This is a genomic window from Pandoraea sp. LA3 (assembly GCF_022696215.1).
GTDB lineage: Bacteria > Pseudomonadota > Gammaproteobacteria > Burkholderiales > Burkholderiaceae > Pandoraea > Pandoraea capi.
The window spans coordinates 238,797-254,058 of sequence record NZ_PTPY01000036.1; the positions used below are offsets into that span (position 1 = coordinate 238,797).

Annotated in this window: 16 protein-coding genes and 1 pseudogene; 13 read left to right on the top strand and 4 right to left on the bottom strand. The window is 61.1% G+C overall.

What is annotated here, in order from left to right:
• The first annotated feature begins 122 nt into the window (after positions 1 to 122).
• From C5N93_RS19560 to C5N93_RS19570, 3 genes are all read left to right on the top strand, one after another.
• Positions 123 to 1,034, top strand: a complete 912-nt coding sequence (locus C5N93_RS19560; protein WP_242560561.1) for a hypothetical protein — start codon at positions 123 to 125, stop codon at positions 1,032 to 1,034.
• A 26-nt stretch (positions 1,035 to 1,060) separates the two neighbouring features.
• Positions 1,061 to 1,537: a hypothetical protein gene (locus C5N93_RS19565; protein WP_242560562.1), complete on the top strand. Its 477-nt coding sequence runs from the start codon at positions 1,061 to 1,063 to the stop codon at positions 1,535 to 1,537.
• Between the two features lie 276 nt (positions 1,538 to 1,813).
• Positions 1,814 to 2,515 carry a hypothetical protein gene (locus C5N93_RS19570; protein WP_242560563.1) on the top strand — a complete coding sequence of 234 codons (702 nt, stop codon included), beginning with the start codon at positions 1,814 to 1,816 and terminating at the stop codon, positions 2,513 to 2,515.
• A 231-nt stretch (positions 2,516 to 2,746) separates the two neighbouring features.
• On the opposite strand, the gene C5N93_RS19575 is transcribed toward C5N93_RS19570, so the two are convergent.
• Together C5N93_RS19575 and C5N93_RS19580 are read right to left on the bottom strand one after the other, a co-directional pair.
• Complete coding sequence (locus C5N93_RS19575; protein ID WP_347403316.1) at positions 2,747 to 3,412, bottom strand: ATP-binding cassette domain-containing protein; 666 nt, start codon at positions 3,410 to 3,412, stop codon at positions 2,747 to 2,749.
• Complete coding sequence (locus tag C5N93_RS19580) at positions 3,409 to 3,678, bottom strand: metal/formaldehyde-sensitive transcriptional repressor (protein ID WP_069344710.1); 270 nt, start codon at positions 3,676 to 3,678, stop codon at positions 3,409 to 3,411. The genes C5N93_RS19575 and C5N93_RS19580 overlap by 4 nt, the downstream gene beginning before the upstream one ends.
• A 109-nt stretch (positions 3,679 to 3,787) precedes the next feature.
• Between C5N93_RS19580 and C5N93_RS19585 the strand changes: the two genes are divergently transcribed.
• The 3 genes and pseudogenes from C5N93_RS19585 (at position 3,788) to C5N93_RS19595 (ending at position 5,591) form a co-directional block, all read left to right on the top strand.
• Positions 3,788 to 4,726, top strand: coding sequence for a nickel/cobalt efflux protein RcnA (locus tag C5N93_RS19585; protein WP_242560564.1), 939 nt, complete (start codon positions 3,788 to 3,790; stop codon positions 4,724 to 4,726).
• Positions 4,727 to 4,785: 59 nt separating this feature from the next.
• Positions 4,786 to 4,890 (top strand): annotated as a pseudogene (locus C5N93_RS19590) (cysteine hydrolase); the annotation flags it as partial.
• Positions 4,891 to 5,018: 128 nt separating this feature from the next.
• On the top strand, positions 5,019 to 5,591 hold the full coding sequence (locus C5N93_RS19595; RefSeq protein ID WP_242560565.1) for a DUF1993 domain-containing protein: 573 nt from the start codon (positions 5,019 to 5,021) through the stop codon (positions 5,589 to 5,591).
• Positions 5,592 to 5,709: 118 nt separating this feature from the next.
• Here the strand turns inward: C5N93_RS19595 and C5N93_RS19600 are convergent, their stop codons facing one another.
• Positions 5,710 to 6,588 (bottom strand): LysR substrate-binding domain-containing protein, encoded by an 879-nt coding sequence (locus C5N93_RS19600; RefSeq protein WP_242560566.1) that lies wholly within the window; start codon positions 6,586 to 6,588, stop codon positions 5,710 to 5,712.
• Between the two features lie 219 nt (positions 6,589 to 6,807).
• Here C5N93_RS19600 and C5N93_RS19605 point away from each other — a divergent pair, with 219 nt between their 5' ends.
• The 7 genes from C5N93_RS19605 (at position 6,808) to metC (ending at position 13,744) form a co-directional block, all read left to right on the top strand.
• Positions 6,808 to 7,632 carry a transporter substrate-binding domain-containing protein gene (locus C5N93_RS19605; RefSeq protein WP_150720658.1) on the top strand — a complete coding sequence of 275 codons (825 nt, stop codon included), beginning with the start codon at positions 6,808 to 6,810 and terminating at the stop codon, positions 7,630 to 7,632.
• A gap of 15 nt (positions 7,633 to 7,647) precedes the next feature.
• Positions 7,648 to 8,340: an amino acid ABC transporter permease gene (locus tag C5N93_RS19610; RefSeq protein WP_069340487.1), complete on the top strand. Its 693-nt coding sequence runs from the start codon at positions 7,648 to 7,650 to the stop codon at positions 8,338 to 8,340.
• A gap of 2 nt (positions 8,341 to 8,342) precedes the next feature.
• On the top strand, positions 8,343 to 9,035 hold the full coding sequence (locus tag C5N93_RS19615) for an amino acid ABC transporter permease (protein ID WP_242560567.1): 693 nt from the start codon (positions 8,343 to 8,345) through the stop codon (positions 9,033 to 9,035).
• A gap of 97 nt (positions 9,036 to 9,132) precedes the next feature.
• On the top strand, positions 9,133 to 9,903 hold the full coding sequence (locus C5N93_RS19620) for an amino acid ABC transporter ATP-binding protein (RefSeq protein WP_069340592.1): 771 nt from the start codon (positions 9,133 to 9,135) through the stop codon (positions 9,901 to 9,903).
• Between the two features lie 117 nt (positions 9,904 to 10,020).
• Positions 10,021 to 10,617 carry a cysteine dioxygenase family protein gene (locus tag C5N93_RS19625; RefSeq protein WP_242560568.1) on the top strand — a complete coding sequence of 199 codons (597 nt, stop codon included), beginning with the start codon at positions 10,021 to 10,023 and terminating at the stop codon, positions 10,615 to 10,617.
• A 216-nt stretch (positions 10,618 to 10,833) separates the two neighbouring features.
• Complete coding sequence (locus C5N93_RS19630) at positions 10,834 to 12,435, top strand: rhodanese-like domain-containing protein (RefSeq protein ID WP_242560569.1); 1,602 nt, start codon at positions 10,834 to 10,836, stop codon at positions 12,433 to 12,435.
• A 109-nt stretch (positions 12,436 to 12,544) separates the two neighbouring features.
• Positions 12,545 to 13,744: a cystathionine beta-lyase gene (metC, locus tag C5N93_RS19635; RefSeq protein ID WP_242560570.1), complete on the top strand. Its 1,200-nt coding sequence runs from the start codon at positions 12,545 to 12,547 to the stop codon at positions 13,742 to 13,744.
• Between the two features lie 113 nt (positions 13,745 to 13,857).
• Here metC and blaPNC read toward each other — a convergent pair whose 3' ends face one another.
• Entirely contained in the window at positions 13,858 to 15,081 is a 1,224-nt protein-coding gene (gene blaPNC, locus C5N93_RS19640; protein WP_242560571.1) for a PNC family class C beta-lactamase, read from the bottom strand.
• Between the last annotated feature and the right edge of the window lie 181 nt (positions 15,082 to 15,262).

A 15,262-nucleotide genomic window follows, 5' to 3' on the forward strand; every position in this document is an offset into this window, starting at 1 on the left:
AATGTCCCAAGTGCGATCCCGTTGATGCACGGTACCAAACCGGTGAGTAGAAAAGCGCAAGTGCGCCGCGCTATCGGTGCCAATCTGGAACTCCGATCAACGGAATTTGAAGGAGATGGGTTATGGAATCGGTTTCAAAAAACAACGTGACGACAAGTGCTCCGCCGCCTGCGGTTCAAGTCGAGTCGGAAGCGCGCAGGTTGAGTGCCTCCGAACTGACAACCGACCTGGATACCGTCGCTCAAGCGCATCCCGACTCAGCGCCGTTGGGGGATGGGCGTGCCCGTGCTGTATTGCTTAACAATGTCGCTGCGCACGCGGCAAGTGGTCCGGATTGGGCGGTGACGGTCGAAAAAGTGAAGCAAGAGGTATGGCAGGCCGTTCGCAATGGTGTGGCTGCCCAAGAGGACATGACCACGCCCGCTTCGTTTCTGGCGCTGGATGAAGAAGGGAAGAAGCAAGTTGTCCAGTTGACGGTCAACTGGGTGTTCACGCCTGTCGATGAGGAGGCGGAAAATCGGTTCAACCGTTTTACTGCGAACGCAGATGTAAGGCTATATCTCAAGAGAACAGTTTCAAAGGCGGATCATGACAAGATTCTTGCCGTGTTGGCGAAGATTCCCGGAAAGGCTCGTCATTATGTCGAACTGCGGATGAAGAACTACGGGATGGTCGCGAAAACCTACAGCAACATTGTCGATCAAGCCAAAGACGATATCTGGCAGGCTACGACTGATGGGATGACGTTTAATAGCGCAGCGAAAACGCCAGCTTCATTCTGGAAGCTGTCGGAGAGTCAAAAAAAGTCCGTTGTTCAGGACGCCGTCGGCAAGCTTCCGGGCATCAACAAAATACAAATTGAACCACGCCTCAAGTCCCTCGATGGCAACCCGGATTTTCCGAGCTATATGAAGGGAACGCTAACCACCTGGAACTACAACTACATAATGGATAAGTTGAAGTTTCATGAACACTACGATACCCGGACACGCATCAAGGAAATCGTCGATCGCCTGGACATGATTCACGGGTGACATCGTCCAATATAGGAGCCATCATCATGAACGTTTCTCCGACATCCGGAGCCTCTGCTCCGCTTCACATTAGCTCTCAGGATCCTGCGTCACCGCAGTCGGCGCACCCAATGACAGGTGATCTCGACAAGGCGAAAGTCGCCTCGACGGCGTCTTCGATTTCTACTTATGCGGCTGGTGAGCCATTGCCCGATTCCGCGTACACGGAATGGGCAGCACTTCATAAGAGCGAGGATGGACCAGGCTTCGATAAGCTGGTAGGCACGTATGCAAGCCAGCGAGGGTGTTTTCGAGAAAATATTGCATTTGAACTTTTGACGAATATCAATCGTCTTGAGATGTCAATTCGGTACGGGGCTTACATGGCGTTCCGAAATGCCACCGTGTCGGGCAACAAGGACGAATTCCGAGACATTCCCACCGTTGCGTGGTTGAGAAATTTTCCGGCGGATGTTCGAGGGCGGGTCAAGGAGATGTTTGACACGGTAGACAGCGACTGTTGACTGCGCGCTTACGCTGGTTTTCGCATGCCGCCAATAAACCTGGAAAGCCGAGGGCCATCGCCTGACAGCCCTCGGCGAGTTCGTCGCCGCGCGGCGAGACAAACACGCAGCGAACTTTACCCGTCGAGACCATTCCCCATGCGGTTGCGCTGCGAACGTCCCAAGTGCGATCCCGTTGATGCACGGTACCAAAGCGGCGGGTTGAAAAGCGCAAGTGCGCCGCGCCATCGGTGCCAATCTGGAACTCCGATCAACGGAATTTGAAGGAGATGGATTATGGAGAGCCAGATTTCTTCCAACACGAACGTGGCGAGTGCGGCGCAGACTGCTACCTTGCGAGGTGAGTCCGAAAGCACACGAACGGATTCGACGCAAATGGGCAATGACCTGCACTCGGTTGCGCACGGCGCCGCTGATTCCATGGTGAACCCACCTACGAGTAGCGGGCCTGTTGCTGCGACAACGCTGCGTTTCCAGATGACTTCCGGCAACGTAGACAAGGCCGCCAAAGACTTATGGGCGGCAGTCTGTATCGGATATAAACGAGAGCACGACGCAGAAACGCCAGCGTCTTTTCACACACTGTCGGCGTCTGAGAAACGGCTGATCGTCAAGCGTGCCGTTGACGAAGTATTCAAAATGGACAAGCTGAGGATCGACGGGTACTTTAATCGCCTCACTGCGAATGAAGACGTAAAACCATATCTGAAAGGGTCGATATCGCAGGCAACGCGTGCGGCGACCGAAAAATTGGATAAGGATGATGATCGGTTTTACGACAAACGTGTTTACCTCATAAAGCGAATAGACAAATACGGAATGGTTTTCACAGCAGAAACGTGGGAGATGGAAAACGCGAAGAGTGATTTGTGGGATGAAGTTCGCAACGCCGTTAGCGAAAAACAAAGCATTGCCGTGCCGGAATCGTTCTTGCTGCTGAATCACGAGGACCGGCGAAAGATCGAAAACTCACCGTGAATTGGATATTCAGTCCGGTGAATGACGAAACGGGAGTGTGGTTTGATCGATTTACCGAAAACACCACTGTGCAGCCGTATTTGAGGAAAACGGTGCCCCAAAAAACGTACGACGAGGTCGCGCGATTGAGCGCATTGCATCGCGTCATAGACGGTATCAAGGAACACGGCATGTTGGAGTCGTGAGCAGGCACCTGCTCAACAAGTGAGCGGCGAAGTTCCAACACGCCGGTCAGTCCGCACGAAAGTTCGTCAGATCGGGAAAGCCGAGGGTCGTCGCTTGACAGCCCTCGGCAAGTTCGTCGTCGTGCGTGGAGAAAAGCACGCACCGGTCTTTGCCAAACGTCTTGAATAGATCGATGAGTACGGCGCGTGACGGTCCGTCGAGGCCGCCGCTCGGTTCGTCGGCGAGAATCACGCGAGGCGAGCCAAACAGCGTGGCCGTCAGATAGAACTTGCGGCGCGTACCCGTCGACATCTGGTCGAAGCGCTTCTCCATGTGCGGCATCAGACTGAAGCGTTCCGCCAGGTCCAGCACTTCGGCGCTGACCGTCGTGCGACGCTGTTCCGCGCGCTGCTCAAGGAAACCCCGTCCCGTTTGCGACGGCTCAGTCAGGCAATCGAATGGCACGACCGCGAGGGCGGCCTTCGCCGCCTCGGGTGCACTCTGCATCGAATGGCCGTCGATCCACACCTTGCCGCCACCGGCTTCGACCGTACCCGCAAGCATGCCGAGCAGCGTGGTCTTGCCGCCGCCGCCTTCGTCGCGCAACGCGAAGCAACCGGTGCCGGCGCGCAGGCCGAGACGCTCGAAGAGCACGAAATCGTCGAAGCGCCGGGTGAGCCCTTCAAAGCAAAGCAGCGGTTCCTGATGCATGACGTCGCGCATTTCACTCATTTCAGGTAAGCCTTGATGACGTGAAGCAAGGGCGCCAGTTCGGCATCACGCTGCGCCTGGTCGGGCTCGTTGATGACGTGATCGACCAGATGGCCCTCGATGACCGCGCCCATCAGCCCGTTGATCGCGCCGCGAATGGCAGCGATCTGCTGAAGGATCTCGACGCAGTCGCCCTCCTCACTCAACTGACGCTCCAACGCCTGCGTCTGCCCCTGAATGCGACGCACGCGTGCGAGCAGTTTGTTCTTGTCCCGAATCGTGTGCACGGCCGGTCGCGCTCCTGTCTGTCACGAATTAGATGGAAAAAATGCTAACACGAATATACTGAGGGGGAGTATATTGCGCGAACGACGTTTCTTTATCGAGCGATGTGCCATGACCGAGTTCTCCACCCTTCTCCAGCAAGGCAATGCCTGGCTGTTCATTCCCAGCGCGATCCTGCTCGGTGCGTTGCACGGGCTTGAGCCGGGGCATTCCAAGACGATGATGGCGGCGTTCATCGTCGCCGTGCGGGGCACCATCGGGCAGGCGGTATTGCTCGGGCTGTCGGCCACGGTGTCGCACACGGCCGTGGTGTGGCTCGTCGCCATGGCGGGTTTGTACTTCGGGCGAAACTGGAATGCGGACGCGACGGAGGCGCACTTTCAGGCGGCGTCCGGCGTGATGATTCTCGTGATCGCCGGGTGGATGCTCTGGCGCACGTGGCGCGATAACGTGCGTGCAAAAGCACATGAGGCCGGACACACGGATCATCCTCACGACCACGACCACGACCATAGCCATAGCACCGGCACCGAACACCGTCGCGACGTCCATCGCGCGCAGGGTCAATCGACCGATCACGCTCACGATAGTCACCACGATCACGTTCGTCCGTCGCAAGGGACATCGAACGCTCCCGCGAGCACCATCGCATCGGCCAACGACTATCAGGACGCCCACGAACGGGCCCACGCGCGTGACATCGAGAGGCGCTTTACAGGTCGTCAGGTGAGCACCGGACAAATCGTGATGTTCGGCCTGACCGGTGGGTTGGTGCCCTGTCCCGCATCGATCACGGTGCTGCTGTTGTGTCTGCAACTCAAGCGCTTCGCGTTAGGCGCGGGGCTGGTGCTGTGCTTCAGCATTGGGCTGGCGATGACGATGGTGGCGTCCGGCGCGCTGGCGGCGCTCAGCGTGCGGCATGTGTCGCGTCGCTGGCGCGGTTTCGGCGAGTTCGCTCGCAAAGCGCCTTACGTTTCCGGTGCGCTGATCGTTCTCGTGGGGTTGTACGTTTCGTATCAGGGACTGTCGCACATCGCCTTCAACGCGTGATCGACTGAGGCCTCGCTCCGCCCGATTCGTGCGGCCGCCGCACAAATGATGTGTGCGGCGGCCGCATGCCGATTCCGGAGGGTGCGCAGGCACTCGCCAACACACGAAAGGTCCTCGCGTTCGCCGACCACGCGGGCATGCCCGTCTTCCAGATCCAGCACGTCGCGCCCGACTTCATGGTCGAGCACTATCGTTAGGCAATACTGTCGTGCGAAACGTGCGAGATCACGATAAGCTGCTCCGGCGGCGCGGCTTGCCGCTCATACCAAAAAAGTCCACCGGAGGGACCCCCATGACGCTGACCGAGCTTCTCATCCCCACGTTCCTGCAAATGCTTCGCGGCCATTCGGCGTGGCTCGACAAAGCGGCTGCCTACGAGAAAGCCCAGGGCAAGGACCCGGACGCCCTGATGACGTTGCGTCTCGCGCCCGACATGTATCCGCTCGCCGCGCAGGCGCGCTTTGCGAGTTATCTGTCGATGGAGCCGGTGTACCGGCTGCGCGGCGAAGCGATCCCGGAAGCCGCGCAGGCGATTCAGCGCGAAGGCTGGAACAGTGCACAGCGTCCGGGCACGTTCGACGAGGCGAAGGCGTGTCTCGCCCATGCGATCGCGTTTCTCGAAGCGCTGCCAGGCAACGCGCTCGATGCTGGTGAGTACATCGACATCGCCCTCACGCTGCCCAACGGCGTGATCTTCGACATGACGGGCGAGCAATACGCTCGCGACTGGGCGCTCGCGCAGTTCTACTTCCATACCAACATCGCTTACAGCATCCTGCGTCAGCATGGTGTCGAACTGGGCAAGGCCGAGTATGTCGCGCATGCCGTTGCGTACTTGCGGCCGGGTTCATTGCCGAAAGCGTAACGAAAGCGCGACGAAAGCCTCGGGCGACGACGTCCACCCGAGTCGTCACGTTACCGTCACGATACCGTCGCGTCGACGTTGTGCGCGACGGACGGCACGCGCTTCATGCGCGCGCGCCTCACTCCCCCATGAGGAACGGTGGTCCGAAGCGCGTAGCAATGTGTTCCGTCGACTCGAACAGCTCGCGCAGTACCTGACTCGTGCACGTGGGTTGCACGTAGAGATAGAACGCCACGTCGGGCAGACGCGGCAGGCCGTCCGCTTCGGAGAGCACGCGCATGTTCGCGTCGAGCAGTTCGGTCGTGCGTGCGGTCACGCCGAGACCGGCGCTGATGGCCGCCTTGATGCCGGTGAGCGTCGGCGAGATGAAGCTCGTGCGCCAGGCAATGCCCGCAGCGTTGAGCCGCTCGATGGACAGACGTCGGAACAGGCTCAGCTCGTCAGCCATCACGAGCGGCACGGGGGCTGCCGAGTTGAAAATGAAATCGTCCGCACAGATCCACACCATCGGCGATGTGCGCAGCTTGATGCCGGGAAACCCTTCGTCGTACCGCGTCGAGATCGCCAGATCGAGCTCGTTGTCGCGTAGCGCGTCCATCAAATGGGGACTGCGGCCCACGATGATTTCCAGCTGCAATTCCGCCGAGAGTTTCGAGAGCCGTCGCAGCATGCTCGGCAGGATCGACTCGGCGACGTCGTGCGGCGACCCGATGCGCAACTTCTCCGCCGGCCCGCGCGTCTGCATGACCTGCACGGCCTGATCGTTGAGCGCGAGGATCTTGTTCGCGTAGGCGACCAGACGCACGCCGTCGGCCGTCATGGTCTTCTGCCGCCCCTGCTTTTCAAATAGCGGGCACCCCATTTCCTGTTCGAGCCGCTGCATCTGCTGCGTGATGGCCGACTGCGTGCGACCCACGCGCGTGGCGGCCGCGGCAAAGGTCTCATGCTGCGCAATCGCCACGAAAGTGCGTAGCAGATCGATGTCGAGATTTCGCATGATCGTCCGAATCAATACTTCAGGAACGTTAATGTTTCTGAGATAAAAATTAAATTGTTCTGGACAATTTTGGTGGATAACCTGCCTGACACTCAAGCAATATTTATGTGACTGGGGGTGCAAGCCAGCGTTGACTGGTCCCCGCTAATCGATTTTCGTCATTAGCTTTCCCGTAAATCGATGCGCCCTTCGGTCGAACCCCCAAGGAGACTCAGCATCATGTGGCAACGACACCTTGCAGCCGCGCTGTTCGCGACACTCGCCATGACGGGGATCGCGCACGCCGATCAACTGGCTGACATCAAGGCACGCGGCACGCTCGTTTGCGGCACGCAAAACGCCAGCGAACCCTACGCCTTCCCCGATGCCGCCACGCGCAAGATCGTCGGCTTCGACGTCGATGTGTGCTCGGCGCTCGCCAAAGGGCTCGGCGTGAAGCTTGAGCATCGCGCGCTGTCGACCGACGCCCGCATTCCGGAACTCAAGACCCGTCGCGTGGACGTGCTCGCCGCCGCCGTTGCCTGGATGCCCGCGCGCGCCGCGCAGGTCGACTTCAGCGACCAGTACTTCGTCGCGCCGATCCGCGTGCTGGTGCGCGCCGATTCGCCGGTGCAGACCCTTGAACAACTCTCCGGCAAGAAGATCGCAGCGTCGGAAGGATCGAGTTCGGCGGCGGTGTCCGTCACCCGTCTGCCCGATTCGAACCTGCTCACCTTCCACGACATTTCGTCGGCGTTCCTCGCACTGCAACAAGGCAAGGTGGAAGGACTGGTCGCCGGTCAGCTGATTCTTGCGCGCTTCGCCAACGAAGCGGCAACGAAGGGCGGTCAGCAATACCGTCTGCTCACCAAGCCTGTGTTCGAGGAGCGCTGGGGTGTGGTGATGAACAAGGGCGAACCGGCCCTGCGCGACGCGGTGAACAAGATTCTCGTCGACTACGACAAGTCCAACGGCTTGCAGGACAGCTTCGAGAAGTGGCTCGGCAGCAAGTCGGTCTACAAGTTCACGCGCGACTACAAGGTCGAGCCGATCAAGGTGCAGTGAGCGAGACGTCGCACCATGTTCGATCTCTCGTTTCTGCTCGAAGACGGTTACCTGAAGCTGTTTCGCGACGGGGTACTGACCACGCTCAAGCTGTTCGTGGTCTCGGGGTTGCTGGCCATCGTGGTGGGCGTGGTGCTCACCACCTTGCGCGCCCTGCCGGTGAAGCTTTTCAAGGGCTTCGTGATCGTGGTGGTGGAGTATCACCGCAACGTGCCGGTGCTGGTGCAGATCCTCGTGTGGTACTTCGGCGTGCCGCAACTGCTGCCCGAAGGCATGCGCGACTGGATCAACGCGGGCAACACCGAGTTCTTCTTCGCGACGGTGGCGCTCGCGCTCAACGCCGGGGCGTTCATCTCGGAGGACCTGCGCTCGGGCCTGCGGGCGATTCCGCACACGCAGCAGGAAGCGGCATGGTCCATTGGCCTCACATACTTGCAGTCGTTCCGCTACGTGATCCTGCCGCAAGGCATTCGCGTCGCCCTGCCCGCGCTGCTCAACCAGTCGCTGCTGCTCTTCAAGAATAGTTCGCTGGCGATGGCGATCGGCGTGCATGAGTTGCTGTATCGCACACGTCAGATCGATAACCTGACGTTCCGCACGTTCGATGTGTTTCTCGTGGCCACGATTCTTTATCTGATCGGCACGCTGGCCTTGATGGCGCTCTCCGAGCACTTCGCCAAACGCCGCACGGCGCCCTCGGGAGTCTGACGATGTACGAGATTCTTCACGACTATCTCGCGCTGTTCCTCGTTGGTAGCTGGCCCAACGGCCCGCTCGGTGGCGTGGCCATCACGCTGATCCTGTCGGCGTTGGGGCTGGTAGTGTCATTTCCGATCTCGGTGATGATCGGTCTGGCGCAGGTTTCCCCCTGGCGCTGGATGGGACGCATCGCCGGTATCTGGACACGGCTCGTGCGTGGCATACCGCTGCTGATGATCATCTTCTGGGCGTACTTCGCGGTGCCGCTGCTCGTGGGCGCCGAGGTGTCGGCCTTCACGACCGCGGTGTGCGCGATCATCGTCTACGAAAGCGCGTTTCTGTCGCAGATCGTGCGCGCCGGTCTCGAAGGGCTGCCGCGCGGACAGATGGAAGCCGCCCGCTCGAACGGCCTGTCGTGGCTGCAAAGCATGCGCTACGTGCAGTTGCCGCAGGCGCTCGCGAACATGCTGCCGTCGATCGTCAATCAGTTCGTGTCGATCATCAAGGCGACCTCGCTCGCTTATGTGATCGGTGTGCCCGAACTGACGTATTCGGCGGCGCAGGTCAACACGATTACGCTGACCAAACCGTTACAGACGTTCCTCGTGCTCGCGGCGTTCTACTTCGTGTTGTGTTTTGCGATCTCGCGCTTCGCCGGTTGGCTGGAACGTCGAATCGCCCGGCAGCGCGCGGGGCTGGCATGACGACGATGATGACGCCAGGAATCGCGACAGGAACCACGAAGCCCGCAGTGGCAGCACTCAAGCATCAAGTGTCAGGAGGCAGCGCACGATCATGACCATGCTCGCATTCGAGAAAGTCGATAAGTTTTACGGCGAACACCATGTCCTCAAGGGCATCGACGCCACCATCAATCGCGGTGAAGTCGTTGTCGTGTGCGGACCGTCGGGCTCGGGAAAGTCGACGCTGATTCGCACCGTCACGCGGCTCGAAGCCATCCAGAAGGGACGCATTCTTTTCGAGGGCAAAGACGTCACCGCGCGCGATGTGAAGCTCAACCAGTTGCGCGCCCGCATCGGTTTCGTCTTCCAGAGCTTCAATCTGTTTCAGAACCTGTCGGTGCGTCAGAACCTGATTCTCGGGCCGACGAAAGTGCTCGGCATGTCGCGCGACGAAGCGGTCGCACAAGCCGAAACGCTGCTCGCCAAGGTCGGCCTCGCGCACAAGATCGACGCCATGCCCGCGAACCTCTCGGGCGGCCAGCAGCAGCGCGTGGCGATTGCCCGGGCGCTGGCGATGAAGCCGCCGTTGATGCTGTTCGACGAACCGACAAGCGCACTCGATCCGGAGATGGTGCAGGAAGTGCTGCAAGTGATGCGCTCGCTCGCCGACGACGGCCTGACGATGATGATCGTGACGCATGAGATGGGCTTCGCGCGCGACGTCTCGAGCCGCGTCTGGTTCATGGATCAGGGGCAGTTGCTCGAAGACGCGCCGCCGGCGGAGTTCTTCAGTCAGCCGAAGCACGCGCGTGCTCAACGATTCCTGCAAGACGTGTTGCGTCCGTCGCCGATGATCAGCGTGCCGCGCGGTGAAGCAGTGCCCGTCTGAGTCCGACATCGCACGCCGAACGACCGCAATGACCAGATAACCCAACACACGACAACGCCTGACCCGGGCGCCCCGCACAACAACGTCATACAAAGCACTACGGAGAAGACTTTCATCATGTCCACGTCCCCACTCCCCGAACAACGTCAGGCCGTCGTCGGCGAGGCGATTGCCGCCATGAAGGCCGCGCTGGCACCGGCGGGCGAAACGCGCCCTGCACTGGCCGCCGTGCTCGAACAGGTCAAATCGCTCGCCGCTCGTACGGCGCTGTGGAACGAAGCCGAGTTCCCGCCGCCGAACGACGGCGAACTGCAAGCGCGTTATCTGATTCATGAAGACGCCGACAAGACCTATGCGCTGTATCTGAACGTCATGCGTCCGGGCAAGAAGATCACGCCGCATAACCACACGACGTGGGCATGCATCGCGGCGGTCGACGGCGTGGAATACAACTACGTCTACCGTCGCACCGACGACGGCAAGACGCCCGGCGTCGGCACGCTCGAAGTGAGCGACACCGTCGTGGTCGATCCGGGCAACGGCATTGCGCTGGCGTCTGAAGACATCCATGCGGTCGAGATCAAGGGCGAGGCGCCGATCCGCCATCTGCACATGTACGGCCGCGCGCTCGAGACGCTCACCGAGCGCATCACCTTCGATCTGGCCAACGGCACGTATCAGGTGATGGACATCGGTGTGAAGACGCGCCGCTGACTTCAGATGCCTTCGATGCCTTCGATGAACTAATGCGCTGAAGGCTTCGCCGCCGCCCGACGTACAAGTCGCTGGTCACGCGCAGCCGCAACCGATTCCCGACGGCGCGTAAGCCCACGCGCCACCCGCAACACACCGCCTTCACCGGCGGTGCGGACCTGCTCATCCCTACGCTTTGGCTACGGCCGGGCGGAAACTGACAACCGACGCAACGCTATGACTTCGTTCACTCCTCATTTTGTGCCGCCAGCCCGACTCAAGGAATGGCTGCACGACGGCGCCGAGATCGCTGTGTTCGACGTGCGCGAACACGGCCAGTACGGCGAGGCCCACCTCTTCTACGGCGTGACGCTGCCCTACAGCCGCCTCGAAATCGACATCGTTCGCCTCGCACCGCGCCGTGATGCGCGCGTGGTCGTGTACGACACCGACCAGAGCGTGGCCGTGCTCGCAGCGCAGCGTCTGAGTGTGCTGGGTTACACGGATGTGTCCGTCCTCGAAGGCGGTACCGATGCCTGGCAGCAAGCGGGTTTTACGTTGTTCGCGGGCGTGAACGTGCCGTCGAAGACGTTCGGCGAACTGGTCGAGATGGCGTATCACACGCCGCGTGTGACGGCACGTGAGCTTGCCGCGATGCGTGAGCGTGGCGACAACGTGGTGATTCTCGACGGACGTCCCGTCAACGAATACCTGAAGATGACGATTCCTTCGTCGATCTGCTGCCCGAACGGCGAACTCGGCTATCGCATTCGCGAGCTGGTGCCGGATACGACCACGCCCATCGTCGTGAACTGCGCGGGGCGCACGCGCAGCATCATCGGTGCGCAGACGCTCATCAACCTTGGCATCCCCAATCCGGTGATGGCGCTGGAGAACGGCACGCAGGGCTGGTATCTGGAAGACCTGCCGCTGGAGCATGGCAGTACGCGCCGTTATCCCGATGCAGTGACGCCGTCCAGTCTCGCGCAGATGCGTGAAGCGAGCGGTGCGCTGGCCGAGCGGTTTGCCGTGCCTGAAGTGGAGGCGTCGACGTTCGCGCAGTGGGCGAAGGATACGTCGCGCACGCTGTTCCTTTGCGACGTGCGTACGCCCGAAGAGTTTGCCGCGGGCACGCTGCCGGGTGCGCAGCATACCCCGGGCGGACAGTTGATTCAGGCGACGGATCAGTACGTGGGCGTGCGTCACGCACGTGTGGTGCTGTTCGACAACGACGGCGTGCGTGCGCCGATCGTCGCGAGCTGGCTGCGTCAACTGGGCCACGATGCCTATGTGTTGCGCGACGGTCTTGCCAGCGGGGCGTCGTTGCCTGCACCGGTCGCCGGTGTCGCTACAACGCTTCCGGAAGTCGATGTCGCCGCGCTCGTCACCGCCCTGGCGAACGGCAGCGTGACGGTGGTCGACGTACGTCCGAGCATGAGCTTCCGTCGTGAGCATGTGCCGGGGTCGCTGTGGGCGATTCGTCCGCATCTGCCGACGCTGCCCGCCACGGGCGACGTCGTCATGATCGGCGATGAGCGTGGCGTTGCGGAGTTGTTCGTGGCCGACTGGCGACGCGAGCATGCACAGGATGCGCGCACGTTCTCGTGGCTCGCAGGCGGCTTCAAGGCGTGGACGGCGGCCGGGCAGCCGGTGCAGACCACGCCGGATTCGCCGCCCGATGCCCAGTGCATCGACTATCTCTTCTTCGTGCATGACCGTCACGATGGGAACAAGGCGGCGGCGCGTCAGTATCTGGCGTGGGAGACGGGCCTGCTCGCGCAGTTGGACGAGCAGGAGCGCGGTGCATTCCGTATTGGTGATGCCGCCGCTACGAAGTAAGCTGTGCGTCTGGCGTAGGTGCGTACCGTGCAGGTATGGCGCCCACGCTCAGGCCCACATCCTCACCGCATGACCTGAATCGCTCGAAACGTCTTTTCTACGCCAGACCATGTCCCGACAAATCCCCCCGCTACGTCATCCGCGCCTCGCCACCCGTCTCGTCAAGGGCGGCACCGATACTGCCGTCGTCGGCGGGCGCGCCGTCAATCCGCCGGTTGTGCGCGCGTCCACGGTGTTGTTCGACACGATGGACGACATGAACGACGCTCGCCGCCGTCGCGGCACCGAGCGCATGTTCACCTATGGCGCGCGCGGCAACCCCACGGGCTTTGCGCTGGAGGACGTGGTCGCCGGGCTGGAGGGCGGGTATCGCACGCGTCTGTTCCCGACGGGGCTCGCGGCGATCTCGATGGTGTTCCTGGCGTACGTGCGTCCCGGCGACCACGTGTTGATTGCCGATTGCGTTTATCAGCCGCTGCGTCATTTCGTCGAGACGTTCCTGAAACCGTGGGGCGTGCACGTCACGTTCTTCCGCGCGGACGGCAGCGATGCGGCTGAGCACATGACCGCGCGCACCAAGATGATCTACATCGAAGCGCCGGGATCGCTCGTCTACGAGATGTGCGACATTCCGGCGCTGGCCGATCTTGCGCATCGTCACGGTGCGTTGCTCGTGGCCGACAACACCTGGGGATCGGCTGTGCAATGCCGTCCGCTGATGTTGGGCGCCGACATCTCCGTGATGGCCGCGACGAAGTATCTCAGCGGTCACTCCGACGTGATGATGGGCACCGTCACCACGACGCAGGACGTCTGGCAAACGCTTTCGACGATGGCCGATGCGCAAGGCGTTGCGGTGAGTCCTGACGACGCGTATCTGGTGTTGCGCGGCACGCGTACGCTAAGCGCGCGATTGGAGATGCACGAGCGGCACGCGCTGGAGGTCGTGCATTGGCTGAATGGGTTGCCGCATGTGGCACGCGTGTTCTGCCTCGCGTTGCCGACGGACCCGGGGCACGAGCTGTGGCGACGCGATTGTCTCGGCACGAATGGACTGGTGTCGTTCGAGTTCGCGAACGCGACACCCCACCAAGCGGACCAATTCGTCGACTCACTGACGTTGTTCGGCATCGGGGCGTCGTGGGGCGGCTTCGAGAGTTTGGCGACGGTGTCGAACGTCGTCGGTACGCGCACGTGCGAAGACTGGTCGAACGCCGGTCCGATCGTGCGTCTGCATATCGGACTGGAAGATCCGCAAGACCTGATCGATGACCTTGCGGCGGCGTTCGAGAAAGTGTTCGGCGGCTGATTGCCGGACGATGGTTTGACGAGGCGAGGACGTTGGATACGGTGGGCGTATCCAACGCTGTCGCGACTCTTGTCGGGTGGCGACGTCAGACCGTGCCGGATTGCGGTTTGCCGTTATTTGGCCGGTTCTGCTTTCGGGCGGAGGCCGTCGAGCGTGGAGAGAATCCGGTGTGCGGCACGGATGCGCTCGACCATCGCATAGTTCTTGTTGGCGAGGATCACGATCCCCATCTGCTTCGACGGCACGAACGCCACATACGTCCCGAAGCCGTTCGTCGAACCGGTCTTGTTCACCCAGGCGACCGGTGACGGCGCCATGGGCGGTGCGAGTTCGCGCACCGATGTCGGCTCGTAAGCCATGCGCGACGAGTTGCCGTCGAGTAGCGTGTCGACACTGGCCGGGTACGGATACTGTTCCCAGATGACGTCCTGCGTCATCGGCGCATCGAAGAAATAGCTGGTGCGTGTGGCGTACAACGCGTGACGCAGACGACGGTCATGCACGGCTTCGCCGAGGTTGGCCTGCACGAAGCGCAGCAGATCGCTCGCGGTCGTTTTCACGCCGTACGCCTCTTGTTCGAAGACGCCCGGATTCACGCGCACGGGCTTCCCATCCTTATATCCCCAGGCGTAATTCGCTTGCTGATCCTCCGGCACGCGCAGGAAGGTGTGCGTGAGATTGAGTGGTCGCAGGACATGCTCGGACATGAGCGATGCAAAGTCGCCATGCATCGCACGAGCGGTGATCCATCCGAGCGCGCCGATGCTGACGTTGGAGTAGGTGCGCACGGTGCCCGTCGGCTTGGCGGGTTTCCATGCCTTGAGGTACTGCGTGATGGCTTCGGTATCGGTGACGTTGTCCGGCACTTGCAACGGCATGCCGCCCGTGGTGTGGGTGGCGAGGTTGAGCAGTTTTACGTCACCGAACGGGGTATTGGCGAATTCGGGGGCGAAGCGGCTGACCTTGTCGGTGAGCGACAGTACGCCGGCGGCTTGCGCGTAGGTGGCGAGCGTCGCGGTAAAGGTTTTGCTCACAGAGCCGATTTCGAAGAGCGTGTCGTGAGTGACCGGCTTGTTGGCGGCTTTGTCGGCGACACCGTAATCGAAGACATAGGACTGTCCGTCGACGACGATACCGACGGCCATGCCGGGAATGTCCTGGCGCGCCATGAGCGGCGTGATGGTCTCATCGACGAGCGATTTGATCTGTTCCTGACGAGGATTCGTCTGAACTTGCGCGCCGGACTCGGCGGCATAACTGCGCGCACTGAAGGCCATCCAGCTAATAGCGGCGGTGGCGGCGAGTGCCGCGAAGAGTGTGAGGTAGGGTTTGGTCATCGACGCTCGTCTCCGTATGAGGGCTCACGGGGACGTACATTCTGCATCGCCGTGAGCTATGGACGAAGCGTAAACCCAAAGGGAAGTGGGTTTAGGGTGGTTGCATGTAACTGTTGTAACGGTTGCAACTCAGATGGAATCTGTGTCTAGTTTTCATCCGCGCCCCCCCATTGGCTGAAGA